Annotated in this window: 19 protein-coding genes; 9 read left to right on the forward strand and 10 right to left on the reverse strand. The window is 71.1% G+C overall.

The annotated features are described in order from the left end of the window. Position 1 precedes the first annotated feature (1 nt). From ACIA03_RS10140 to ACIA03_RS10150, 3 genes are read right to left on the reverse strand one after another with little or no spacing between them, the layout of a single operon-like run. Positions 2-1552: a hypothetical protein gene (locus tag ACIA03_RS10140; RefSeq protein WP_396981859.1), complete on the reverse strand. Its 1551-nt coding sequence runs from the start codon at positions 1550-1552 to the stop codon at positions 2-4. Then, positions 1545-3011 (reverse strand): oligosaccharide flippase family protein, encoded by a 1467-nt coding sequence (locus tag ACIA03_RS10145; RefSeq protein ID WP_396981860.1) that lies wholly within the window; start codon positions 3009-3011, stop codon positions 1545-1547. Before ACIA03_RS10145 ends, ACIA03_RS10140 begins: the two co-directional genes overlap by 8 nt. Continuing rightward, positions 3004-3678, reverse strand: coding sequence for a hypothetical protein (locus tag ACIA03_RS10150; protein WP_396981862.1), 675 nt, complete (start codon positions 3676-3678; stop codon positions 3004-3006). The genes ACIA03_RS10145 and ACIA03_RS10150 overlap by 8 nt, the downstream gene beginning before the upstream one ends. Positions 3679-3798: 120 nt before the next feature. On the opposite strand from ACIA03_RS10150, the gene ACIA03_RS10155 reads away from it, so the two are divergent. Both ACIA03_RS10155 and ACIA03_RS10160 read left to right on the forward strand, forming a co-directional pair. After that, positions 3799-4512 (forward strand): hypothetical protein, encoded by a 714-nt coding sequence (locus ACIA03_RS10155; RefSeq protein WP_396981864.1) that lies wholly within the window; start codon positions 3799-3801, stop codon positions 4510-4512. 10 nt (positions 4513-4522) lie between these two features. After that, on the forward strand, positions 4523-5857 hold the full coding sequence (locus ACIA03_RS10160) for an O-antigen ligase family protein (protein ID WP_396981866.1): 1335 nt from the start codon (positions 4523-4525) through the stop codon (positions 5855-5857). Here the strand turns inward: ACIA03_RS10160 and ACIA03_RS10165 are convergent. From ACIA03_RS10165 to ACIA03_RS10175, 3 genes are all read right to left on the reverse strand, one after another. Continuing rightward, complete coding sequence (locus ACIA03_RS10165; RefSeq protein WP_396981868.1) at positions 5813-6667, reverse strand: hypothetical protein; 855 nt, start codon at positions 6665-6667, stop codon at positions 5813-5815. The two genes, ACIA03_RS10160 and ACIA03_RS10165, sit on opposite strands and share 45 nt — an antisense overlap. A gap of 425 nt (positions 6668-7092) precedes the next feature. Next, a complete protein-coding gene (locus ACIA03_RS10170; protein WP_396981869.1) occupies positions 7093-8157 on the reverse strand; it encodes a hypothetical protein in 1065 nt (354 codons plus the stop codon). Positions 8158-8281: 124 nt separating this feature from the next. Then, complete coding sequence (locus tag ACIA03_RS10175) at positions 8282-8947, reverse strand: polysaccharide deacetylase family protein (RefSeq protein WP_396981871.1); 666 nt, start codon at positions 8945-8947, stop codon at positions 8282-8284. 121 nt (positions 8948-9068) lie between these two features. Here ACIA03_RS10175 and ACIA03_RS10180 point away from each other — a divergent pair, with 121 nt between their 5' ends. Genes ACIA03_RS10180 through ACIA03_RS10195 form a run of 4 tightly spaced genes read left to right on the forward strand, consistent with a single transcriptional unit; the run spans position 9069 to position 12359 of the window. Further along, positions 9069-10025, forward strand: coding sequence for a glycosyltransferase family 2 protein (locus ACIA03_RS10180; protein ID WP_396981873.1), 957 nt, complete (start codon positions 9069-9071; stop codon positions 10023-10025). Next, on the forward strand, positions 10022-10873 hold the full coding sequence (locus ACIA03_RS10185; protein ID WP_396981875.1) for a hypothetical protein: 852 nt from the start codon (positions 10022-10024) through the stop codon (positions 10871-10873). The genes ACIA03_RS10180 and ACIA03_RS10185 overlap by 4 nt, the downstream gene beginning before the upstream one ends. A gap of 1 nt (position 10874) precedes the next feature. Beyond that, a complete protein-coding gene (locus ACIA03_RS10190) occupies positions 10875-12077 on the forward strand; it encodes a pyridoxal-dependent decarboxylase, exosortase A system-associated (protein WP_396981877.1) in 1203 nt (400 codons plus the stop codon). Positions 12078-12092: 15 nt separating this feature from the next. Further along, positions 12093-12359, forward strand: coding sequence for an acyl carrier protein (locus tag ACIA03_RS10195; RefSeq protein WP_396981879.1), 267 nt, complete (start codon positions 12093-12095; stop codon positions 12357-12359). Between the two features lie 3 nt (positions 12360-12362). Here ACIA03_RS10195 and ACIA03_RS10200 read toward each other — a convergent pair whose 3' ends face one another. Beyond that, positions 12363-13790, reverse strand: coding sequence for an AMP-binding protein (locus tag ACIA03_RS10200; protein WP_396981881.1), 1428 nt, complete (start codon positions 13788-13790; stop codon positions 12363-12365). A gap of 153 nt (positions 13791-13943) precedes the next feature. Between ACIA03_RS10200 and ACIA03_RS10205 the strand changes: the two genes are divergently transcribed. Both ACIA03_RS10205 and ACIA03_RS10210 read left to right on the forward strand, forming a co-directional pair. Continuing rightward, a complete protein-coding gene (locus tag ACIA03_RS10205) occupies positions 13944-15242 on the forward strand; it encodes a glycosyltransferase family 4 protein (protein ID WP_396981883.1) in 1299 nt (432 codons plus the stop codon). 118 nt (positions 15243-15360) lie between these two features. Continuing rightward, positions 15361-16476, forward strand: a complete 1116-nt coding sequence (locus tag ACIA03_RS10210) for a DUF1972 domain-containing protein (RefSeq protein WP_396981885.1) — start codon at positions 15361-15363, stop codon at positions 16474-16476. 6 nt (positions 16477-16482) lie between these two features. Here the strand turns inward: ACIA03_RS10210 and ACIA03_RS10215 are convergent, their stop codons facing one another. Further along, positions 16483-17673 (reverse strand): MFS transporter, encoded by a 1191-nt coding sequence (locus ACIA03_RS10215; RefSeq protein ID WP_396981887.1) that lies wholly within the window; start codon positions 17671-17673, stop codon positions 16483-16485. 527 nt (positions 17674-18200) lie between these two features. Here ACIA03_RS10215 and ACIA03_RS10220 point away from each other — a divergent pair. Then, entirely contained in the window at positions 18201-19475 is a 1275-nt protein-coding gene (locus ACIA03_RS10220) for a DUF222 domain-containing protein (protein WP_396981889.1), read from the forward strand. 482 nt (positions 19476-19957) lie between these two features. Here the strand turns inward: ACIA03_RS10220 and ACIA03_RS10225 are convergent, their stop codons facing one another. Both ACIA03_RS10225 and ACIA03_RS10230 read right to left on the reverse strand, forming a co-directional pair. Continuing rightward, positions 19958-21856 carry a glycosyltransferase gene (locus tag ACIA03_RS10225; protein ID WP_396981891.1) on the reverse strand — a complete coding sequence of 633 codons (1899 nt, stop codon included), beginning with the start codon at positions 21854-21856 and terminating at the stop codon, positions 19958-19960. Beyond that, positions 21853-22599 (reverse strand): CDP-alcohol phosphatidyltransferase family protein, encoded by a 747-nt coding sequence (locus ACIA03_RS10230; RefSeq protein ID WP_396981893.1) that lies wholly within the window; start codon positions 22597-22599, stop codon positions 21853-21855. Before ACIA03_RS10230 ends, ACIA03_RS10225 begins: the two co-directional genes overlap by 4 nt. Positions 22600-22628: the final 29 nt, after the last annotated feature.

Consider the following 22628-nt stretch of genomic DNA (forward strand, 5'->3'; position numbering starts at 1 on the left):
ATCACGCCGCCCGGCGCCGCAGCCGCGCCCGGACCGCAGCCGCGGCCCACTCCGGGGCGAGGTCGCGGAGGCGACCGGCGCCGCCGCGGCGGGTCTGGCGCCACATCGGGAGCCGGTCGGTGAGCGGCATCGCGCCGAGGAGGCCGGCGGTGATGTCGGCGGAGGTGCGGCTGAACGGGTTGGTCGCCTGGACGGAGACGGTGAGCAGGTCGAGGTGGCCGCGGCCGCGGACGGGCGGGAGGAAGTCGTCGTCGAGCCGCTGCGGCATCCGGTAGAGCGACTCGGCGTCGGCGAGCCAGCCGGGACCGGTGTGGCACTCCAGGATCGCCTGGGCGGTCGCGGTGCCGCGGGTGACCCGCTCGCGCGGGCGACGGACGAGGTCGACGAGGGTGTCGCGCAGCTGGTCGGGGGTCGTCGGCCGCAGCATCAGGTGGTCGATCCCGGGGGAGTCGGAGCCCCACACCGCGCACTCGGGCCGATGGCCGCGGAAGGTGACCACCGGGTTGGCCAGGCCGCCGGACTCGAGCAGCGAGGTGAGCCCGGCGAACGGGAACGAGTCGAGGTAGACGTCGGCGGCCTGGTGGAGCGGGGCGACGTCGGGGAGCATGCCGACGGCCTGGATCCGGCCGGACGTACGCCGGGCCAGCCCCGCCCACGGCTCCGACTCCGGGTCGGGGCCGGCGATCCGCCACTGCAGCCGGGGCTCGGCGGCCACCGCGGCCTCGACCGCCGCGAGGTAGGTGTCGCCGCCCTGGAACTTGCTCGAGTCGGCCGCGGTCACGACGAGGACGTCGGAGGCAGGTACGCGCCACCGTGGCTTCGCCGTCTCCCGTCGGTTCGTCCGGCCCCGGACGGCCAGCGGGCGGTTGCGGAGGACGGAGCGTTCCGTCGGCAGGCCGCGGCGGTGCAGGGCGAGGTCCTGGCCGCTGCGGCGCAGGTGGACGACCCGGTCGTAGGCTCGCACCCCGACCCAGAAGACGTGGTCGGTGTTGTCGATGTAGACCACCGGCGGCAGGCCGCGGCGGTCGGCGAAGGCGAGCGCCGGGACCACGTCGAAGGGGTGGCAGTGGGAGACCACCAGGTCGGCGGTCGAGGCGAGCGCGCGCAGCCGCGCGGCGCGGTACAGCAGCGACCCGGGCGCGGTGTCGAGCATGGTCAGGCCGACCCGGTCCCCGAGCCGGGACGCGACCTTGGCCGGCACCGGGGAGGTCATGTGCCGGGTCGCGACGATCTCGTGGGCGTGGTCGGCGAGCTGGTCGGTCCAGCCGGCGATGATCTGGGTGTGCCCGCCGCTCTGGTACATCTGCGTGACCACGTGCAGCGTGCGCCCCGGGCGGGCCGGCACCGGCACGGAGGGGAGCGAGCGGCCAAGGTCGGAGAGCAGCACCTCGAGCGGTTCGTACGCGAACCAGCCGGTGTGGTTGCCCCAGGCGAACTCGGCCGCGGCCTGGGCCAGGGCGGCCGCGCGCTGCGGCCGTCGTCGCCCGGCGGCTGCGGCGGCTGCGTACATCTCCTCCAGGGTGTGGTGGTTGTCGTCGAGACGGTCAGACATGCACGTCCTCGCTCCGGGGATCGGTGGGGGTCTCGGTGGGGGAGCCGGCGCCGGAGCGGAACCAGCTGACGTCCTCGCGCCGGCGCCGCAGCAGCACCGCCCAGACAGCGGCGAGCACGACGCCGGTGACCACGCAGGTCACCCAGACCGACGGCTGCGCGGCACGAAGGACGATCGCCGCGACCCAGACGGCAACAGCGCCGAGAGCAGGCAGGGTGGCACCGGCGGCGAGGCACCCGAGCCCGACCCCCGCCCGCGCGAGGTAGACGAGGTGCAGCGGCAGGATGACGACGAGCCCGACCGCGAACGCGGCCAGCCCGACCCCGCCGACGCCGGACCAGGCCGCCCCGGCCAGCAGCGCCGGCACCAGGGCGATCAGCCAGACGATCTGGATCGTCATCAGGCTGCGCGTCGAGCCGGCGATGACCAGGAAGTCGTAGGCGAGCTCGAAGGAGATCCGCAGCACGGCCAGCGCACCGAGCCAGAGGAGCGGCGCGGCCGCGGCCAGCCAGACATGGCCGTAGACCAACCGGATCACCTCCGGCGCCAGCGCGGCCAGCGCCGAGCAGCCGGGGAGCGTCACGGTCAGCACCAGCGCGGAGAGCCGGGAGAAGGCACGCCGCATGCCGTCCGGATCACGCTGCAGCCGGGCGAAGATCACCGGGGTGACCTGCCGCAACGGCCGCGACAGCATCGTCACCGGCCAGCTGGAGAGGTTGAAGGCGACCACGTAGAACCCGAGCGCGGTCGCGCCGAGCGTGCTGCCGATGACGATCTGGTCGGCGAACCCCACCGCGAAGACGAGGATGCTGGTCACCGCGAGCGGCGCTCCGAAGCGGAGCAGGGCGACCGCATGAGACCGGGAGAGCCCCAGGCGCCACGGCAGCGGCGACATCCGCAGGAACATCACCGTGGTGACGGAGACCCCGAGGAGGTGGCCGATGACCAGGGAGAACGGCCCCGCACCGGCCAACGCGAGCCCGAGCATGACCGGCACCGCCACGACCGTGGCCATCTGGTCGATGAGCATCCGCTTGCCCTGCATCAGGTCGCGCTGCAGCAGCGCCGCGGGCGTCGCGCTGATCCCGCTGAGCACCACCGGGACCGCGAAGAGAGCCACCAGCACCGCTGCGTCCGGCTCGCCCATCGCGCGCGCGTACGGCGCGGCCCCGATCACCATCGCCGCGGCGATGAGCAGGCTCGAGACGACCGAGATCGTGGTCACCGTCGGCGCGATCTCGCGGGGGTCGTCCTTCCAGCGCACGACCGCGAGACTCACCCCGAGCTCGTTGAAGCTGAGCACCGCCATCAGGGCGAGGAAGGCGACGGCGTACGTCCCGTAGCTCTCCGGGCCGAGCAGCCGCGCGACGAGGATGCCGACGACCATCGTGCCGAGCTTGGTCACCGCGGTGTTCGCGATGCTCCAGGCAAGGGCGGTGTGCGGGCGGGTCTCAGACAACGTCGGGCTCCGTGAGGGTCTCGGCGCGGCGCTCCCGGCGGCGCAGCAGGATCGGGTCGATGCGTACGACCAGGTAGAGGGTCGCCGCGGCGCCGAGCATCCCGGAGACCGCGAACGCCCGCCGCGAGCTCCCGCCGACGGGGTAGACGACGGTCGATCCGGGCGCCTCCTTGGTGGTCATCCGGAACGCCCGGGCCACGTGGTACTCGTCCTGCACCCGGTCGAGCGCGGCCGTCATGGCCTCGACCAGCTGCTCCTTGCGGGTGCGGACGGTCTCCGGGTCGGGACCGACGACCTCGATGATCAGCCACTGGTCGACGTAGTTGGGTGCCCACTGGCCACCGGTGTCGGGCAGCCGGACGGTCCACCCGTCGCGTACGCCCATCCCGATCAGCCCCGCGTCGGTGGCGGTGAACTTCGGCACCTGCCGGGTGCCGGAGACGAGCTTGCCGACCACGCCGGCGGTGATCACCATGTCCTCGGAGGTCGCCCGCAGCGCGTTCGGGTACTGCGCGTTCTCCGGAGCCAGGAAGAGCAGGTCCGTGCGTGTCCAGTACACGCTGCGGTCCTCGCTGGCGTAGTTCGCGGCGGCGAGGGTCAGGATCGCGCCGATCACCACGATCGGCCATCGTCGGACCATCGCCCGCAGCAGGTCCCACAACGCCATGCTCCGAACGCTAGGTCCGGCGAGGCTGGGTCTGCGCAGGTCAGCGGGGTCATCGCCCAAATCGGGTAGGAGCTCGGCGAGGTCGGTTCGTGCCGATCCCGGCTCGGTACGTTCGGGCCCATGGTCTTGTCGGAGTTCGTCGGTGCGATCCGCCGGCGCTGGTATCTCGCGGTGGTCGGCATCCTGCTGACCGGAGTGCTCGGGTGGAGCGCATCGGCCTTCGTGGCACCGTCCTACACCGCGCGTGGCTTGGTCCTGATGCTGCCCTCCAAGAGCGCGGTCGGCCCCGGCGGCAACCCGTTCCTCGGGCTCGGCGGGCTCGACCTGCCTGCCCGGGTCGTGGTCGCCTACTACACCAGCGCGCCCGCACAGGAGGCGATCGCGGAGGTCACCCCGGGCGCCTCCGTCACCGTCTCGATGGAGGAGTCGACGCGCGGTCCGGTGATCGCGATCGACGTCAGCGCGGACAGCGAGGCCAACGCCATCGAGGCGCTGAACTTCGTCGCCGACTCCATCCCGGAGACCCTCGGCAGGCTGCAGGACGAGGTGAACGCGAGAGGCAACGCCCGGCTGCGCTCCCGGCCGCTCGCGCTGGACGAGACCGCGGCCATCGACGGCAGCGGACCGCTGCGGGCCCGGATCCTGGCCGTCGTGGTCGGCCTCGCGATGACCTCGGTGCTGATCTACGCGATCGACGGGATCGTGCTGCGCCGCCGCCTGGCCCGCGAGGAGCGGGCCGCGTCCCTGGCCGCCCAGGACGTCGCCGACGACGAGCCCGCTCAGGACGACCGGGTCGACCGCGACGACCACGTCGTCCAGCGCCTCCACGGCTGAGGCCGGAACGATGGCCGTACGCCGTGGTGTCGATGCGGTGACGTGGCTGAGCCTCTACACGTTCGCCGTCTTCGTGATCCCGTCCTGGCTGGTCTTCCGGCCGTTGGGCAGCGCCGGCTCGGTCTCGATGCTGATGGGGTTGGGGAGCTTCGCGATCTGGGTGCTGCTCAGCATCGGCCGGCCACTGCCGGTGGACCAGCCCCAGCAGCCGATGCGCCTGGTCCTGGCGCTGTTCCTGTTCAGCGTCGGGATCACCTACGTCATCGCGATGTCGCGCCCGATCAGCCGCGACGAGGTGAGCCCGGCCGACGTCGCGATCCTCGCCATGGTCTCCTGGGTGGGCACGCTGCTGCTCGCCGGCGACGCCATCCCGAGCATGGCCCGGGTCCACGTGCTGGTGTGGCGGCTGGTCGTGGGCGGCAGCTTCCTCGCGGTCCTCGGCCTGGCCCAGTTCTTCGCCAAGCAGATCTTCGTCGACCGGATCTCGGTCCCGGTCCTGACCCCGATGACGACGGTCGAGCTGGCGATGCGCAACGGCCTCGTACGTCCCGCCGGGACCGCCCTGAGCCCGATCGAGTACGGCACCCTGATGGGGATGCTGGTGCCGATCGCGCTCCACGTCGGCTTCCAGCATCGCAACCTCAACCCGCTCGTCCGCTGGACCCCGGTGGTGCTGATCTGCATGATCATCGCCGCCTCCTCGAGCCGGTCGGCCTATCTCGGCGCCGCCATCGCGGTCGCGGTCTGCATGATCGGCTGGTCGCGCAAGCAGCGCGCGATGGTGCTGGCGCTCGCGGTTGGCGGGCTGGGACTGGTGTTCCTGGTGGCGCCCCGGATCATCAACTCGGTGACCGGCATGTTCGTCGGCGCCGAGGAGGACCCGAGCGTCACCTCGCGCACCGACAGCTACGGGGTGGCCTGGTTCTTCGTCGACCGCAACCCGTTCTTCGGGCGCGGGCTGGGGACGTTCCTGCCGAAGTACCGCATCTTCGACAACCAGTACCTCCAGATGATGGTGAGCATCGGCATCATCGGCGTGCTCCTCTTCGCGGCGTTCATCATCGCGACGTTCATCCAGCTCGCCCGGGTCTATCGCGCCTGCGAGGACCCCAAGACCCGCGACCTCGTCGTCGCACTCATCGGCGCCGCCGCCGCCGGCTTCGCCGGGCTCGCCTTCTTCGACGCGTTCGCCTTCCCGATGACGATGGGCACGATCTTCCTGGTGCTCGGGCTGGGGAGTGCGGTCACCCGGCTCGCACCCGGACAGCCACCACCCGCGGCGCCTTCACCCGAACGGCCGTCACCCGCAAGGAAGATCTCGGACCGGCCGGGGTTGGCCCGCTGAGTCCATCGTCGCGATCGCGGCCTGCCACTGGGTGACCAGACTGCACCTGACGTCGAGCGGCCCGAAGACCCAGCTGCGGTCGACCACGTACAGGTTCCTCACCGTGCCCGGGGTGCCGAGCCGGAAGGGGTAGCCGCCGCCGCTCACGACCAGGCCGTCGATGTCGACGGAGGTGTTGTCCTGGTCGGGGTAGAAGAACGGGGCGGTGCCGCCGCAGCCGTTGGTGTCGACGAAGTCGATGACCGTCTTCCGGACGGTGAGCGCTCCACCGCCGTACCCCTGGATGCCGTCACCGTGCCAGTCGGTGCAGACGTCGGGAGAGACGACACGTACGTAGGAGTCGTAGATCTCCACGCCGCCGCACGCCGACCGTCCCTGGGCCCGGAAGCCCTCCGGGACCCCGTCGATGAGTACGTTGCGCGCCGTGTAACCGCCCGAGGTGACCGCGGGCCAGGCCTCGTCCGTCGTTGGGGCCGTGCCACGGACGATCTCGGAGTCCTCGATGACGAGACCGGTCGCGCAGGTGGCGCTGGTGTAGTTGGCGATCACCGAGCCGACCGCCTGCACCCGGCGCAGGGTCACGTTCTTGGCGGTGACGTTGATCGTCCCGTTCGTGACGCGCAGGTCCTCGACGACTGCCCCTGGCGTGTTGATCGTGTACGTCCCGGTCACCGTCCGCTTCGGCTGCCAGCCGTCCGGCAGCCCGGCCGAAGCGCGGGTCGGGAAGCCACCGGAGGTCGGCGTAGAGGCGGTCGTCGGAGTGCCGGCCGGGGAGCTCGGTGAGCTCGACGGGGCTGTCGGCGAGCTCACCGGAGCGCTCGGGCTGACGCTCGGCGAGGGGCTGGGGCTCAGGGTCAGAGGCGCGCTGGTGGGCGATGCACGATGGTGTCGACCTGGTGGTCGGTGCCCCGGCACCGCCGGGGCCGCGTGGTCGGGGAGAAGGCTGACCGTCTCAGGGTGTGCGGTCGCCGTTCCGAACGCCCAGAGGGCGCTGCCTGCGATGAGGGTGACGAGGACGCTGGCGAAGGCGGTACGCCGCCACCGGGTGGTCCTGCGGCGACCGTGGGGAGGTCGGTCGATCCGTCGTCGATGCGTGCTGGGGGGCATGCTGGGGGAGGGCATGAATGCACCTGTTCGTATGGGATACCGGCAACGGCATCGACACTACGTTTGATCCGTCCGGGACGGGCACCCCCAAAATTCGGTATCTATTGCCGGTTTTCGGGCCCAGAAGGTCACTCGCAGGGTAGGGCGCTGATCGGCACCGGCTGGCCCGCTGAGTCCATCGTGACCACGGCCGCGCTCCACTCGGTGACCACCGAGCAGTCGACGTCGAGCGGGCTGTAGACCCAGCTCTGGTCGACCACGTAGAGGTTGCGGACCGGCCCGGGCATGCCGTTGCGGAACGGGTAGCCGCCGCCGGCCACGACCAGGCCGTCGATGTCGACCGACTCGTTGCCCTGATCCGCAGGGTTGAAGAACGGGGCGGTGCCGTGGCACTCGTTCTTCACGTCCAGGACCATCACCGTGCGGCGCACCTTGACCTTGCCCCCGCCGTAGCCCTGCAGGCCGTCGCCGTGCCAGTCGCTGCACACGTCGGGCGAGGTGACCCGGATGAAGGAGTCCTGGATCCCGACGCCGCCGCAGCGCTCCTTGTTGGAGGCGCGCAGCCCCTCGGGCACGCCGTCGATGACGACGTTGCGCACGGTGTAGCCGCCGGCGGAGACCGCCGGCCAGGCCTCCTCGGTGGTGGGGGCGCTGCTCCGGACGAAGTCGGAGTCCTCGATCAGCAGGCCGGCGTTGCACTGGTCGTTGTAGTCGTTGACCACGACCGAGGCGATCGCCTCGACACGACGCAGGGTCACGCCGGGGGCGGTGACGTAGATGACGCCGTTGGTGATCCGCAGGTCCTCCACGACCGCGCCGCGGTGCCGGATCCAGAAGTCTCCGGTCACGGTGCGCTTCGGCTTCCAGCCGGCGGGCAGGCCCGCCGACTCACGGGTGGGGAAGCCCTTGGCCGGCGGTGCCACAGCGACGTCCGAGGACTGGGTACGTCCCGGGGTCGCCGAGGGCGCGGGTGTCGGTGTCGGCGGGGTCGATGAGAGCAGCGGGCTCGGGTCGGCCGAAGGTGTCGGGGACGGGGTCGCGCTCGCGGGTGGCCGGACCGTCGGCAGCGAGTCGGAGCCGACGTTGCCCACCGGGCTCGGGTCGGGCCACAGGAACCAGGTCAAGGCGGCCAGCAGCACAGCCAGTCCTGCCGCGGTCGCGATCCGCCGGCGCCGGCCTGGCTTGGTTGGCATGTGTTCGCACCCGTTCGCGTCTCGGTGGCCATTGTCTTGTCGGCACTGTCGTGCCGACACTGCCCGACCGCGGGGTCGGGGGCATCCTTCAAACTGGTTACTTCCTCAGCGGGTCAGCGTGTGCTCAGCGCAGCCTCTTGACCAGGCCTGCCGCCTGACGTTCCACCCTCTTGGCGAGGCCCTGCCCGGTCAGGATGTGGCTGCGTACGCTGGCCCCGTCGTCGCCCGAGGTGACGCTGAACCTCGGCTGCAGCCAGGCTCCGGCGACCGCGTGGGCGCGGTCGCTGGTGTAGACGTGCTGGTAGCCGAGGCGGCGCAGGTGACGCAGCGTGGTGCGGTCGTAGCGGCCGAGCGGCAGCGCCGCGTCGTCCACCGTCTCGCCGGCGGCCATGGTGATCTGCTCGCGGGCCTGGATCAGCTCGCGGCGTACGCCGGCGGCGTCGAGGCCGCGCCAGCTGACGTGGTCCATGCCGTGGGTGCCGATCCGCATGCCCGCGACCCGGAGGAGTCGCACGTCGAGACGGTCGAGGCTTCCCGGCCCGTCCAGGCGTCCGGCCAGCACGAAGAAGGTGGCGCTCAGGCCGCGTGCCTGCAGACCCGGGAGCCCGATGGCGACGTCGGAGTGGTTGCCGTCGTCGAAGCTGATCCGCACCTCGGGGCGGCCGGCGATGGCATCCAGGATGTCCTCGTAGGCGTCCTGGCTGATCCAGTAGCGCTCCTCGCCCGGCTCCAGCTCGCGCTCGGGCACGCCGATGCCGTGGAAGCAGATGTTGGTCACATGGGCGGGCATGCACTTCACGTTAAGGAACCGAACGCCGGGTGCGTCCACCTGCTGGCAAGGCCTACCTCATACGGGGGATCGCGGTCGGGAGCGGGCTCCCGCGCGGCGGGAGCCGTCAAGACTCACCTGTGTGTCTCAGCCGATCCGCACCATCGCCGTCGTGGTGGTGACCTACAACAGCGCTCACCTGCTGGCCGATCTCTGCGGTTCCCTGCCGGGTGGGCTCGCCGGTCTCGGATGGCGTCTGGTGATCGCGGACAACGCCTCGGCCGACGACACCGTGGCCGTCGCGCACCGGCTCGCGCCGGAGGCGACCGTGGTCGAGACCGGGCGCAACGGCGGCTACGCCGCCGGCATCAACGCAGGTGTCTCGGCTGCCCTCTCCGCGGACCCCGGCCTCGATGCGGTGCTGGTGCTCAACCCGGACGTACGTCTCGAGCCCGGCTGCGGGGTGGCGCTCGCGGGCGAGCTCGCCCTGCCGACCGGTGGTCAGCCCGGCGTCGGTGTCGCGGTGCCCCGGCTGGTCGACGCCGAGGGCCGGCTGATCGAGTCGATGCGCGGGGCGCCGAGCCTGGTGCGGGCCTTCGCCGACGCCGTCGTGGGCGCCAACCGCGCCGGGCGGGTCCGGTGGGCGGGAGAGATCGTGGCGTCGCCCGAGGAGTACGAACGCGTCCAGGACACCGACTGGGCCGAGGGATCGACGCAGCTGATCAGCGCCGCGTGCTGGCGGGCCTGCGGGCCGTGGGACGAGTCCTACTTCCTCTACTCCGAGGAGACCGAGTTCCACCTGCGCGCCGGCGACCGTGGCTTCCGGGTGCGGTTCGTGCCGTCCGCGCGCGCGACCCATCTCGGCGGAGAGTCCACCACCTCGCCCGGGCTGTGGGCGCTCCTGGTCGCCAACCGGGTGCGGCTCTTCACCGTCCGCCGCGGGCGGGTCCAGGGGGCTGCGTACTGGCTGATGGTGCTGGCCCGCGAGTGCAGCCGGGCGCTGCTGGGGAAACAGACCTCGCGACGTGCCGTACGCACCCTGGTCAGCCGCCGGCGGATGAGTGCTCCGCGCGGTCCCGAGTGGGTGGCGAGCGCATGAAGGCGGCGCTCGCCCCGATCAGGGCCGACGACCTTCCGGCCGTCTCCTCGTTCCTGCACGAGCAGCTGAACCCGAGGGTTCAGGAGCTGGAGTGGACCCAGGCGCTGCGGGTGCCGTGGGACGTACCCCAACCCAACCACGGCTTCTTCCTCGCCGAGGGCGATCGGGTCGTCGGGGCCTACCTCGCCTACTACTCCGAGCGGGCGGTCGGTGCCGAGAAGCTCCAGATCTGCAACCTGGGCGCCTGGTGCGTGCTCGACAGCCACCGTCATCAGGGGCTGCGGCTGCTGACCACGCTGCTCAAGCAGCCTGGCTACGAGTTCACCGACTTCTCGCCCTCGGGCAACGTGATCGCGCTCAACCGGAAGCTGAAGTTCACGGATCTGGACACGACCACCTCGCTGGTCCCCGCCGTGGCCGTGCCGAGGCGCGGGGTGCGGGTGAGCAGTCGTCCCGACGTACTGGACTCGGTGCTGCAGGGCGAGGAGCGGGACCTCTATGCCGACCACCGCGCCGCGGCGGCGGCCCGGCACGTGGTGCTGAGCACCGGCTCCGAGCACTGCTACGTGGTCGCCCGCAAGGACACCCGCAAAGGGGTGCGGGCCTTCGCCTCCGTCCTCTACGCGAGCAACCCGGAGCTGCTCCGGCGGCACGCGCCCCGGCTCGCCTCGCACCTGCTGACCCAGCACGGCGCCGCGGCGACCCTGGTCGAGCACCGGGTCGCGGGTGGGGCGCCGAAGGGTTCCTACCGGCTCTCGCGGTCGCGGCCGAAGATGCTGCGCAGCGACGCCCTCGACCCGGCCCGGGTCGACTACCTGTACAGCGAGCTGACATGTCTGGAGTGGTGAGATGACGTACGTCGGGGGCATTGCCGTCGGGGGTGTGCCCGTGCGGCTGTTGGCGGAGAGGGTCGGCTCGACGCCGTTCTTCGCCTACGACCGGGCCGCGATCGACGCCCGGGTGGCCTCGCTGCGGGCGGCGCTGCCCGGCGACGTACACCTGAGCTACGCGGCCAAGGCCAACCCGATGCCCGCGGTGGTGCAGCACCTGGCCCGGACCGTCGATGCGCTCGACGTGGCCTCGGGGGCCGAGATGCGGGTGGCGCTCGACACCGGGATCGCTGCCGGCTCGGTGAGCTTCGCCGGCCCCGGGAAGTCGGTCGCCGAGCTGACCCAGGCCGTCGCGGCCGGGGTGCTCGTCGAGATCGAGTCGCCGCTGGAGGCCGACCGCCTGGTCGAGGCCGCCGACCGGCTCGGTATCCGGCCGCGGGTCGCCGTTCGGGTCAACCCGGACTTCGAGGTCAAGGGCTCCGGGATGCGGATGGGCGGCGGCGCCCAGCAGTTCGGGGTCGACGCCGAGACGGTGCCGCTGCTGCTCAAGACGCTGCACGACCGCGACGTCGAGGTGGCCGGCTTCCATGTCTTCTCGGGGTCCCAGAACCTGCACGCCGAGATCCTGGCTTCGGCCCAGGAGCAGACCGTCGATCTTGTGCTGCGGCTGGCTGTGGATCTGCCGGGACCGATGACCTACCTCAACATCGGCGGCGGCTTCGGGATCCCCTACTACGCCCAGGATCGTGCTCTTGACCTCGGCCTCGTCGGCTCGCGGCTCGAGGAGCTGCTGGCCACCCGCGTACGTCCCTCGCTGCCGTCCGCGCAGGTCGTGATAGAGCTCGGCCGCTACCTGGTCGGCGAGGCCGGGGTCTATGTGACCCGCGTCGTCGACCGCAAGATCTCCCGCGGCAAGACCTTCCTCGTCGTCGACGGCGGCATGCACCACCAGCTCGCCGCCTCCGGCAACTTCGGGCAGGTCATCCGCCGCAACTACCCGATCTCCGTGGTGGCGGCTGCTGGTGATGCCCAGGATGCGGTGGAGACCGTGCAGGTCGTCGGCTGTCTCTGCACGCCCCTGGACCTGCTCGGCGACAAGGTGAGCCTGCCGCGGGCCGAGGTGGGCGACCTGGTCGTGGTCCATCAGGCCGGGGCGTACGGCCTCACCGCCAGCCCCACCGCCTTCCTCAGCCACCCCGTCCCGCTCGAAGTTCTCGTCTGAAACCCAAGGAGTCCCATGACCATCGACGCCACCGAAGCGACCCTCGACCGGGTCGGCGAGGCGATCACCGACGTGATCGGCGCCGACCACAGCGCCGGCACCCTGACCGCGGACACCCTGCTGTTCGGCTCCCTGCCCGAGCTCGACTCGCTCGCCCTGGTCGAGCTGATCACCGTCCTCGAGGACCGCTTCGGCTTCGAGATGGACGAGGACGACATCAACGCCGAGGTCTTCGAGTCCGTCGGGTCCTTGGCCGAGTACGTGCGCGGGCAGGTGGGGTGATGTTCACCGAGGCAACTCGGTGAGCATCCCGCCCTCGACCAGCCCCTGAGCCGCCACCTGGTCGATCTTGCCGTTGCCCAGGCGGGGGAGCTGGGCGACGGGGACGAGTACGTCCGGGACCGAGTCGGGGCGGAGGACGGTCGGGAGCCGGCGGCGGAGGTCGTCGAGATGGGTGCCGGGGCCTTCGACGAGGCAGACCAGGTCCCCGCTGGGAGTCGCGGCGGTGAAGGTGGCCAGGCCGAAGGCCTGCTTCACCTCGGCGTCGAGCGAGTCCAGGTCGACGAAGCTCGCGCTGCGCTTGACCCGGCGGCCCGCGCGGCCGAGGCAGAAGAGCTCCTCGCCTCGCCGGGCGCCGAGGTCGCCGGTGAGCACCCGCTCCGGGCCCTCCCAGCGCGGGAACTCCCCGTTCGGGTTGCCGAAGAGATAGCCGCCGGGCAGGTGCGGCGACTCGATGGTCAGCATGTCCGCGGCCTCGTCCGGAAGCAACGAGGTACGCCACGCCCCGACCGTCCCGCGCCCGATCCCGAGCGCGCCGTGGACCGCCGGCAGGTCGTCGCCGGCATCGAACCGGGCGGCGCTGGCGAACCCGATCGTCTCGCTGGTGCCGTACGTGTTGACGACGGTCGCGACGCCGAGGCCGAAGACGCGCTGCGCGTCGGCGGCGGAGAGCCGGTCGCCGCCGGAGCCCCACACCCGCAGGCTGGTCGGGGTCCCGTCGCCACGCTCGGCGGTGGCGAGGTCGATGAATCGAGGGGCCAGCCGCAGATGGGTCGCCGAGACCCGGGCGCAGAAGCCGAGCGGCCGGAGCCGGTCACCCAGCGACGACGACACCTGGACGGACGCGCCGGCGGAGAGGGCGACCAGCAGGTTGGTCATCGCCAGGTCGTAGGAGAGGTGCGAGACCTCGGCCCACACCGAAGAGGCGTCGAGGTCGAGCGCGGCCGCGCCGTGCGGGACGAAGGCGTCGATCCCGGCCCAGGCCGACAGCACCCCCTTGGGGCCGCCGCCGGTGGAGCCGGAGGACATCGCCACGTACCCGGCCTCGCGTGCGTCAGTGGACGATCCCGCCGACGACTCCGCGTACGGGGACGAGGCGACCGTGCGGATGCCCGACCGGTCGAGCACGACGTCGGGATGCAGCGCCTGGACGAGTGCCTGGCGGTGCGCCTCGGGCGCCGACGGGTCGACGAAGCAGACGGAGAGGTCGCCGACGATCGCCGCCACGAGCGCGACGACCGCATCGGTCGACAGCGGCAGTGCGACCGCGACCAACGGCCGTGGGACACCCGCAGCCGCGACGAGCGCCAGCCGCAGCTCCTCGGCCGCCTCGACCAGCCCGTCTGCGCCGACCGACGAGCGCCGGTCCGCGATCACGGCCGTCGACGAAGGTCGGGTGCGTACGGAGAGGATGCGCTCGGCCAGCGGGTTCACAGCATGCGACGCTAGGAGCCGCAGAGGGCCGCGGCACCCGGGTCACCGATCACGATCCCCGGATTCGGGGATATGCCTGGTGTGCCCGGCGGACGGGTCTCCGCACTCCTCAACGCTGCTCCTATGGTCAACGCAGCCCAGCAGAGACATGGCGTGGCAGAGACGCACGTGCTGATCATCGTCCAGAACCTTCCCGTGCCGCTGGACCGGCGGGTCTGGCTGGAGTGTCAGGCGCTGGTCGCGCGCGGCTACGAGGTCAGCGTGATCTGCCCGAAGGGCCCCGGCGACCCGGGGCGTCAGCAGCTGGGCGGCGTACGCATCTACAAGTACCGGGGCGCGCCGCAGGCCCGCGGCGTGCTCGGCTATCTGCTCGAGTTCGTCTACTGCTGGATCCGCACCGCGCTGCTGGCCAGGAAGGTCTGGCGCGACCGCCCGTTCGCGATCATGCAGGCCTGCAACCCGCCCGACACCTACTGGCTCCTGGCCCGCATCTGGAAGCGCCGCGGCGTCCGGTTCGTCTTCGACCAGCACGATCTCAACCCCGAGCTCTTCCTCTCCCGGTTCGGCACGCCGACCTCGCTCTCCGGCCGCGCCCAGCTGGCCGTGCTGCGCTGGCTCGAGAAGCAGACGTACGCCACCGCCGACCAGGTCATCTCGACCAACGAGTCCTACCGGAAGGTCGCGATCACCCGCGGCGGGATGGCTCCTGAGGACGTGACCGTGGTCCGCAGCGGACCGGACACCTCGGTGATGCGTCCGGTGCGGCCGCACGACCCTGCTCCCGCGGGCCGTCGGCACACCCTGGTCTACCTCGGGATCATGGGGCCGCAGGACGGTGTCGACACGGTGCTGGAGGTGATGGAGGAGCTCGTCCACCGGCGCGGCCGCACCGACGTCGACGCCGTGCTGATGGGCTTCGGAGACTGCCTCGAGGACCTCAAGCGCCGCTGCACCGAGCTAGGCCTCGACGACGTGGTCACCTTCACCGGCCGTGCCGGATCCGCGCTGATCGCCGAGCACCTCAGCGCCGCCGCCATCGGCCTGTGCCCCGACCTGAAGACGCCGCTCAACGACGTCTCGACGATGAACAAGACGATGGAGTACATGGCGTACGCCCTGCCCTCGGTCTCCTTCGACCTGGTCGAGACGCGGGTCTCCGCCGAGGACGCCGCGCTCTTCGTGCCCTCCGGGGACGTGGCCGCGTTCACCGACGCCGTCGAGACCCTGCTCGACGACCCGGAGCTGCGGGTCGAGCTGGCGCTCCGGGCACGGGAGCGCGCGGCGAAGGTGCTCGACTGGGGCCCGCAGTCGGCGGCGTACGTGCAGGTCTACGATTCCATGTGCGCGATCGGGGAGGCGCCGGCGGCGATCGACGGCTTCGAGTACGTCGACCTGGACGACCCGGACGCACTGCGTCAGTTCGTGCTCACCCGCGGACCTGCGGTGACGTAACCGATTTCGGGTATATGACCCCGACTTCAGGGCCGCGGATCGCGCGGATCCCCTTGGATGGCTCCTTGTGCTGAAAGTAGGGGCCGTCGGCTCCTAGCAAACTAGGAGTCAACCCCACGTGACCCCCACTGTACGCATGCTCGGGACCCGTGGCGTGCCCGCTGCTCATGGCGGTTTCGAGACCGCGGTGGAGAACATCGGCCTCGACCTGGTCGACCGCGGCTGGCGGGTGGTCGTCTACTGCCAGGACGACGAGCCGCATGCGGACCTGCGCATCGACACATGGAAGGGCATCGAGCGCGTTCACGTGCCGGCCCGGCACGACGGCCCGCGCGGGACGATCGAGTTCGACGTCGGCGCGGTCCGGCACGCCGCTCGGGAGGCCGAGGTGGACGGCAGCGTGTGCGTGACGTTCGGCTACAACACCGGCGCGCTCAACGCGGTGCTGCGCTCCCGCCGCGTCCCCAACATCATCAACATGGACGGCATCGAGTGGAAGCGGGCTCGCTGGTCGGGTCCGGAGAAGGCGTTCCTGTGGACCCAGGAGCGGGCCGCGTGCTGGCTGGGTGACCACCTGATCGCCGACCATCCCGAGATCGCCCGCCACCTGGCGACCCGGGTTCCGGCCGAGAAGATCACCACGATCGCCTACGGCGCTCCGGCGGTGGTCGACGCGCCCGAGTGGGCGGTGCTCGACCATGGCCTGGAGCCCGGCTCCTACCTCACCCTGATCGCCCGGCCGGTGCCGGAGAACAGCATCCTCGAGGTCGTCCGGGCCTTCTCCAGCCGGCGCTGGGGCCGGAAGCTGGTCGTCCTGGGCTCCTACGACCCGTCGGACGCCTACCAACGCGCCGTCCTCGAGGCGGCGAGCGACGAGGTCGTCTTCCTCGGCGCGATCTACGACACCGACATCGTCTCTGCCCTGCGCTTCCACTCCGCGGCGTACGTCCACGGGCACCAGGTCGGCGGCACCAACCCGTCGCTGGTCGAGGCGCTCGGCTGTGGCAACGCCGTGATCGCCCACGACAACCGCTACAACCGCTGGGTCGCTTCTGGTGCCGCGCTCTATTTCTCGGACGAGGCCGGCATCGTCACCGCGCTGGAGCGGGTCCTCTCCGAGCCGTCGCTCACCGCCTCCCTGTCCGCCGCTGCCCGTGCCCGGCACTCGGCCGAGTTCACCTGGAGCCGGATCACCGACCAGTACGAGGCGCTCATCCGCGCCCACCAGCGCTGAGGCGTCCTAGACGTCGGTGGTGATGTCTGCTGCGCGGGGCGCGGCCTCACGCGCGGCGTAGGCGCGGTAGGCGAGCACGCAGGCGACGGTGAGGACGGCGGCGGTCGCGGCGCAGACGGTGAAGAGCGCGTGCCATTCGTTGTTGTCGGCGGCCGGGCCGGCGGCGACGGCGGCGACGGAGCTGCCGATGAAGAGCGAAGCGGCGAAGCAGGCGACGACGGTGCCGCGCGCCTCGGGGACGATCGAGGTGGCCCACGTCTGCAGCGAGGTGTGCAGGAAGGCCCAGGTGACACCGAGCATCACCACGATGCCGATGATCGTGGGCACCGAGACGCGCATGGTCGCGACGGCGTACCCGGCCGTCAGGGCGCTGCCGCCGATCCCCATCAGCGCCCACCGCGAGAGCCGCCGGGTGAGCGCCTTGAGGACCTGCGAGGAGAGCAGGACCGCGATGCCGTACGCAGCCGCCGCGAGCCCCGCTCGGGCGGCGTCGACGCCCTGCGCCTGCAGGGCGGGCGCGAGGAGGGTCAGGACGCCCAGGACCAGGCCGCCCTCGACGAAGACGAGCACCCCGACGACCAGCACCCAGCGGTTGCTCAGCGCGGCCCGGAACGCTGCTCTGACCCCGCCGTCGGTGGTCCGCGGTGGTTCGGCGAGCTTCCTGATGCCCCAGGCGCTGACCAGTGCGACCACCGCCGGCACTGCGAACACGACCCGCCACCCCGCCAGCTGGCCGGTGATCCCCGCCGCGGCCGCTGCCAGTGCGGTCCCGACCGCCATCGCCGCCATCAGATCCGAGAGCGCCCGCTGTCGGTGGGTGGTGGAGACGGTGTCCCCGACGTACGTCAGCGACGTCGGCACGATCGCCCCGAAGAACGCTCCTGCGACGACCCGCACCACGACGAGCGTGATCAGGTTCGGGGCTGCGGCCGATACGAGGCCGGCGATCCCGGCCCCGACGAGCGCGCCCTGCATCAGGCGGACTCTGCCGAATCTGTCCGAGAGGGCGCCCCAGAGGGGTTGGCACAGTCCGTACGCCAGGTAGTAGCCGCTCGCGATCGCCACCGCCTGCCCTACCGAGACCTCGAACGTCGCGGCGACCAGGACCAGGATCGGGCTCACCACGAACCGGTCGAAGCTGCTCACGAACGATGCGACCGCTATCCAGAGTGGTGGGCGTCTCGGGTCTGGGGGCACCTGATCAGGTTAGTAAAGAGCTGATGCCTCGGTGGTCGAGCTTGTCGAGACCGCCCCGCTCCGATGGTCGAGCCGCCGGAGCCGCTAGGCGGAGGCGTGTCGAGACCAACACGGTCCTTTCCGGTGGTCGACTTGTCAGGGGCTCCCTGCCGGAATGTTTTGCTTGAGGGCTGGTCTTGGCCGCCGACCCTGTTTTGAGGGTCTTCACGACGGGTCCCGGAGTAAAGGACGCCCTTCGGGCGCCGGCTTCGCCGGCCGCTTCGCGGTCCTTGACACCGGAACCCGTCGCGAAAGATTTGGCTGGCTATCGGGGCGGCGGCCGGGGTGTGGCGCAGCGGATTCGTACGCGATCGAGCGGGTGTCGTGGGGGTGGGAGGGTGGCCCTTCGGGCCACTTATCATCCACAAGTCCCATTCTGTTCTCTGGCCGCAAAAACCGCCTTTGACCTGCATCTATAGGTGGTTAGGTATCCCATCTGGAGCGTAGAATCACCCATCACAACACGCCTTTTGAAGGGAAGGATGGCGATGAGTCTCGGCCGCGACATCGACCACTGGGGAACCAACCCCGGCGAGGCGATCGATGCTGCCCTGAGTGCCATCGAGACTGCCCTTCACGACCTCCTCGCCACCGACCCGGCATACTGGCGAACCGGGCAGAAGAAGGACCTGCTCGAGCGGTTGGAGAAACTCCAAGCGCAACAGGCCGCGCTGAGGCTGCGGGTTCTCGCATCGGCCGGCGACATCGCTGACGAGACCGGGGACAAGGACGCCTCGGCGTGGATGCGTGCCGAGCTGTTGGTCGACAAGGCTGCCGCCCGGTCCCAGATCAAGCTCGCGACCAGTGTCGCCAGGTACGAACTGGTTGCCGCCAGTCTCGCCGAGGGCGACGTCTCGCAAGAGAAGGCCCGGGTGATCACCACAGCGCTCGACAAGATCGACGCCGACCCGGTGGCCAGTGCCGAGGATCTGGTGTTGGCCGAGAAGCTCCTGGTGGATTACGCCGGTCGTCTGACCGCGAACGAGCTCCGCATCGTCGGCAAGAAGATCCTGGCCGAGATCGACCCGGCCTGGTTCGAGGACGCCGAAGCCAAAGCGTTGCTGGCTGAGGAGGAACGTGCGCAGCAGAAGACCGCGCTCCGGGTCTGGGACAACCACGATGGGACCGTCGGCTTCGACGGCGTCCTCCCGACGGCGATCGGGATGAGGTTCAAGCGGCTCGTCGAGGCCTACGCCCAGCCCCGCAAACAACAGCTCCTCGACAAAGGCACGCCGCTGCCGCCGTGGGAACGGTTGCTGGGCCAGGGCTTCGCCCGGTTGTTGGAGACCATCGACCCGGCTGCGTTGCCCCGCCACGGTGGTGACGCCACCACCATCAACGTCGTGATCAGCCTCGAGGAGCTTCGCAAGGACCTCGGGATCGCGACCCTGGGCTACGACGAGACCAACGGCGCCACGATCAGCGCGGCCGAGGCGCGGCGGATGGCGTGCAACGCCACCATCATCCCCTGGGTCCTCAGCGGAGACAGCGAAGTCCTCGACAAAGGTCGAGAAAGCAGGCTCTTCCAACCCATCCAACGCAAAGCACTCCGGCTCCAGCAGAAGAGCTGCCAAGCCGAGGGCTGCGACGTGCCACCCGAGTGGTGCGACGCCCACCACCTGGACCCCTGGGCCGCAGGTGGAAAGACCAACCTGAAGGACGGCGCCCTGCTCTGTCTCCATCATCACCGGCTGGCCCACAACCCTGCCTACGTCCATGAACGGCTGCCGGATGGCACGATCCGGTTCACCCGCCGGCCCTGACCCGGCCGGCCATCGATTCCTCTCGCCTGCTCGTCGAGCGGCACAGTTTCCCGGTTCCGACCCGGGTCGTCGCCGCACGCCCGCATGCCCGTACGCCCGCCCCCGACTCGGCGCGACTGTCTCGCATGGGAACGGTCGGGAAGGCGCGACGGTCCCGTCCGGAACTCCTGAGTGGAGCGGCTGGTAGCTGGATCTCTGACTTGGCGCGATGGCGCGGAACAGGCGCCCCGATTGAGCATCGGCGGACGTGAAGTGGCGCCAGGAGGTGGGATCTTTGTGAATCCTTCACAAGGTCGGATCCTGTGTCGTAGTCGACGCCGAGACCATCCCCGGCCTCCCGGCGCATCGACCCGTGTCCCCAAGCCCGTGCCCAACTGAATCCGCTGCGGCAAACACCAACCCCGCAGCGCAGCCGACGATCGATGGTCGACGACGTACAACCCGTGTCATCGCCACCCCAAGAGATCGAGCGTCGAGATGACCTACGGATACAGGGACGCCCGAAATGCCGCGGCGTGGAGCGCCGCCGATTCCGGCCACTCCCGACCCGACAGGTCGGGGCGGCCGGCGGGCGGGCCGGCGGCGACCGCCTTCAACGCTTGCTCCAGGTCGTCGATGGTGAGGGTGCCCTCGAAGAGGTGGAGCCAGCCCTCGCCGACCTCTTGGGCGAGACGACGGTTGACCTCGTTGTCGGGGGCGAGGACGGGGGTGTCGAGGGAGAGGGCCAGGAGCAGGGCGCCGGAGTTGTGCATCGCCCGGTAGGGCAGCACCACCAGAGCGGCAGCGGCGATCTCGGCGGCCAGGGTGGCGTCGTCGGCGTAGCTCAGGTCGGCGGTGATCCGTGGGTCGGTGGCTACCGCGGCGCGGACCTGGTCGGCGAGGGTGGGGTCGGAGGGGGAGCCGACGAGGCGTACGTCCAGGTCTGCCTCGGGGGCGGCGGCTACCGCCTCCAGGAGCTGCTCGACGCCCTTGTAGGGCTTGATCAGGCCGAAGTAGAGGGTTCGTCGAGGATTCCGGGTGGTCTCGGCGGCGGGCGCGATCCGTTCGAACCAGTCGCGGTAGTGGGCGTGGACGATCGTCGAGGTCGGCACGTCGAGCGGGGGAGCGGTCTGGTCGGTGAGCCGGATGACGTGCCTGGTGCGCCGCTCGAGGGCGTCGAGCAGCCGGTGGTCCCAACGGCTCAGGCCGTCGGGGCGAGCGAGGTTGTGCCAGGTGCGTACGACCGGGGTCCGGGTCAGCCGCAGCCGAGCGACGAAGGCGGTGGTGAGCAGGCGGCGGGCCAGGCGGCGAAGGGGCGTACCTGCCGACGTCATCAGCAGCTCGGGCCAGTGCACGTGGAAGACGTCGTAGCGGCCCGCGATGGCCCGCGCGAAGCCGAACAGCACGACCTCGGTGTCGTCGCGCCGCTCGAGAGTCTCGACGAGTTGGACGATGTAGGGGTTGGTCGTCGCCCGCAGCTCCCGGACCGACTCCAGGACCCGGACCGGCCGGTCGCGGCGCCCGTCGCGCAGCCCCTGCAGGACAGCGGACAGCGGTCGTACCGGGTGCAGGAGCTGGCGGCGGCCGCCGCGCATCAGGATCTCGTACGCAGCCCCGACCGCCCCGCGACGCCAGGCCCGCTCGCGCTCCTGGCCGAGCCAGGTCCGTGCGAAGAGGGCTCGGTTGCGGATGTTGAAGTAGTAGTAGGCCGGCGACTTGGCGCGGCACCCCTCGCTGCGCTGGGTGCCGCCGCCGGAGTGGACCGCCGTGGCCCCGTCGACGACCGCGACCCGGCCGCCGAACGCCCGGACCCGGGCGCACAGGTCGACGTCCTCCCAGTAGAGGAAGTAGCGCTCGTCGAAGCCGGCCAGCCGCTCCCACAGCTCACGGGTGACCGCGAAGCAGGCCCCGGTGACCCACGGCAGCGTCTCGGCGTCCGGTCCCTGCTCGGCACGCCGTCGCCACGGACGCATCCGGCCGGTCTGCAGATCGAGATCGAGCCCGGCAGAGGCGACCGACCCGTCCGGGCCGAGCACGGTGGGTCCGGCGAGCAGGAGCGGCTCGGCTTCGACGGCGGCCATGAGACGTACGGCCGACTCGGCGTCGATCGTGGCATCCGGGTTGAGGAAGAGCAGCACCTCGGCACCCTCGGCGAGCGCGGCCGCGGCACCGAGGTTGCAGCCGGCACCGAAGCCGGTGTTGGTGCCCGGGAAGACGCCGGTCCAGCCCTCGCGCTCGCAGAGCGCCCTGACCGCCGAGCGATGGGCGTCGGTCGAGTGGTTGTCGACCACGACGATCCGCGCGGGCCGGAGGGCCGCGGCGACCTGGGTCGTGTTCCGCTCGAGCAGGGCAGGATCGCCGTAGCCGACCACGACCACGGCGAGTCGCCCGAGGTCGCTCACGACGTGCCGTCCAGCGTGCGCAGCTCACGCCACCACTTGCGCAGCGCGATGACCAGGGCGGCGGCGTTGCAGGCGAAGACCAGCGCGTAGGTCCACCAGAAGAGCATCCCGAACCCGAGCAGCACGAACATCCAGCACTGCGCGCCGTAGTCCATCGGCAGCAGCGCCCACTTGCGCAGCGGGTTCTCGCGGGCCGCCGCCGACGGCGCTCCGAAGGAAGTAGGGCGCAGGGTCGGCATCAGGATCAGCCCGAAGTACGTCACCACGGCGACCACCTCGAACCCCAGCGGCACCAGCAGCCAGCCGTCGGTGACAGGGCCGAAGCGATAGCAGGAGACGAGCACCGCCAGATGCAGGCTGGCGGTCTTGAAGCAGTCGATGGTGTGGTCGAGCCACTCGCCCGAACGCGACCCACCGCCACGCAGCCGGGCGAGCTGCCCGTCGGAGGAGTCGAGCACGTAGCCCGCGGCCAGCAGCACCGCGACGACGAGGCCCGTCCACCAGTGCGGCTCGACCAGCGCGAGCACCGCCAGCCCGGCGGCCGAGAGCGTGGCACTCAGCGCCGTCACCTGGTTGGGGGTCGCGCCGAGCGTGTGCGCGGCCGCGGCGACGATCCGGCCGGCGGGCCGGTTGACGAGCCGCGAGTAGGCCGCGGTGTTGAGCGACGGCTTCTGCGCCCTACCGAGCGCCTCCAGATGCGTACGGAACCCGCCGGGGGCGCGTTCGGCGCCGGTCGCGGCCATGCTGGATCCTGCTTTGCTGATACGTGGGG

The organism is Nocardioides sp. NPDC051685 (assembly GCF_044453405.1).
Taxonomy (GTDB): domain Bacteria; phylum Actinomycetota; class Actinomycetes; order Propionibacteriales; family Nocardioidaceae; genus Nocardioides.

Excerpts from the sequence above, each read along its gene's own strand:
- ACIA03_RS10160 (WP_396981866.1), top strand. The coding sequence starts at position 4,523 with ATGGCCGTACGCCGTGGTGTCGATGCGGTGACGTGGCTGAGCCTCTAC.
- ACIA03_RS10150 (WP_396981862.1), bottom strand. The coding sequence starts at position 3,678 with ATGGCGTTGTGGGACCTGCTGCGGGCGATGGTCCGACGATGGCCGATC.
- ACIA03_RS10220 (WP_396981889.1), top strand. The coding sequence starts at position 18,201 with ATGAGTCTCGGCCGCGACATCGACCACTGGGGAACCAACCCCGGCGAG.
- ACIA03_RS10195 (WP_396981879.1), top strand. The coding sequence starts at position 12,093 with ATGACCATCGACGCCACCGAAGCGACCCTCGACCGGGTCGGCGAGGCG.
- ACIA03_RS10190 (WP_396981877.1), top strand. The coding sequence starts at position 10,875 with ATGACGTACGTCGGGGGCATTGCCGTCGGGGGTGTGCCCGTGCGGCTG.
- ACIA03_RS10230 (WP_396981893.1), bottom strand. The coding sequence starts at position 22,599 with ATGGCCGCGACCGGCGCCGAACGCGCCCCCGGCGGGTTCCGTACGCAT.
- ACIA03_RS10140 (WP_396981859.1), bottom strand. The coding sequence starts at position 1,552 with ATGTCTGACCGTCTCGACGACAACCACCACACCCTGGAGGAGATGTAC.
- ACIA03_RS10185 (WP_396981875.1), top strand. The coding sequence starts at position 10,022 with ATGAAGGCGGCGCTCGCCCCGATCAGGGCCGACGACCTTCCGGCCGTC.
- ACIA03_RS10175 (WP_396981871.1), bottom strand. The coding sequence starts at position 8,947 with ATGCCCGCCCATGTGACCAACATCTGCTTCCACGGCATCGGCGTGCCC.
- ACIA03_RS10170 (WP_396981869.1), bottom strand. The coding sequence starts at position 8,157 with ATGCCAACCAAGCCAGGCCGGCGCCGGCGGATCGCGACCGCGGCAGGA.
- ACIA03_RS10155 (WP_396981864.1), top strand. The coding sequence starts at position 3,799 with ATGGTCTTGTCGGAGTTCGTCGGTGCGATCCGCCGGCGCTGGTATCTC.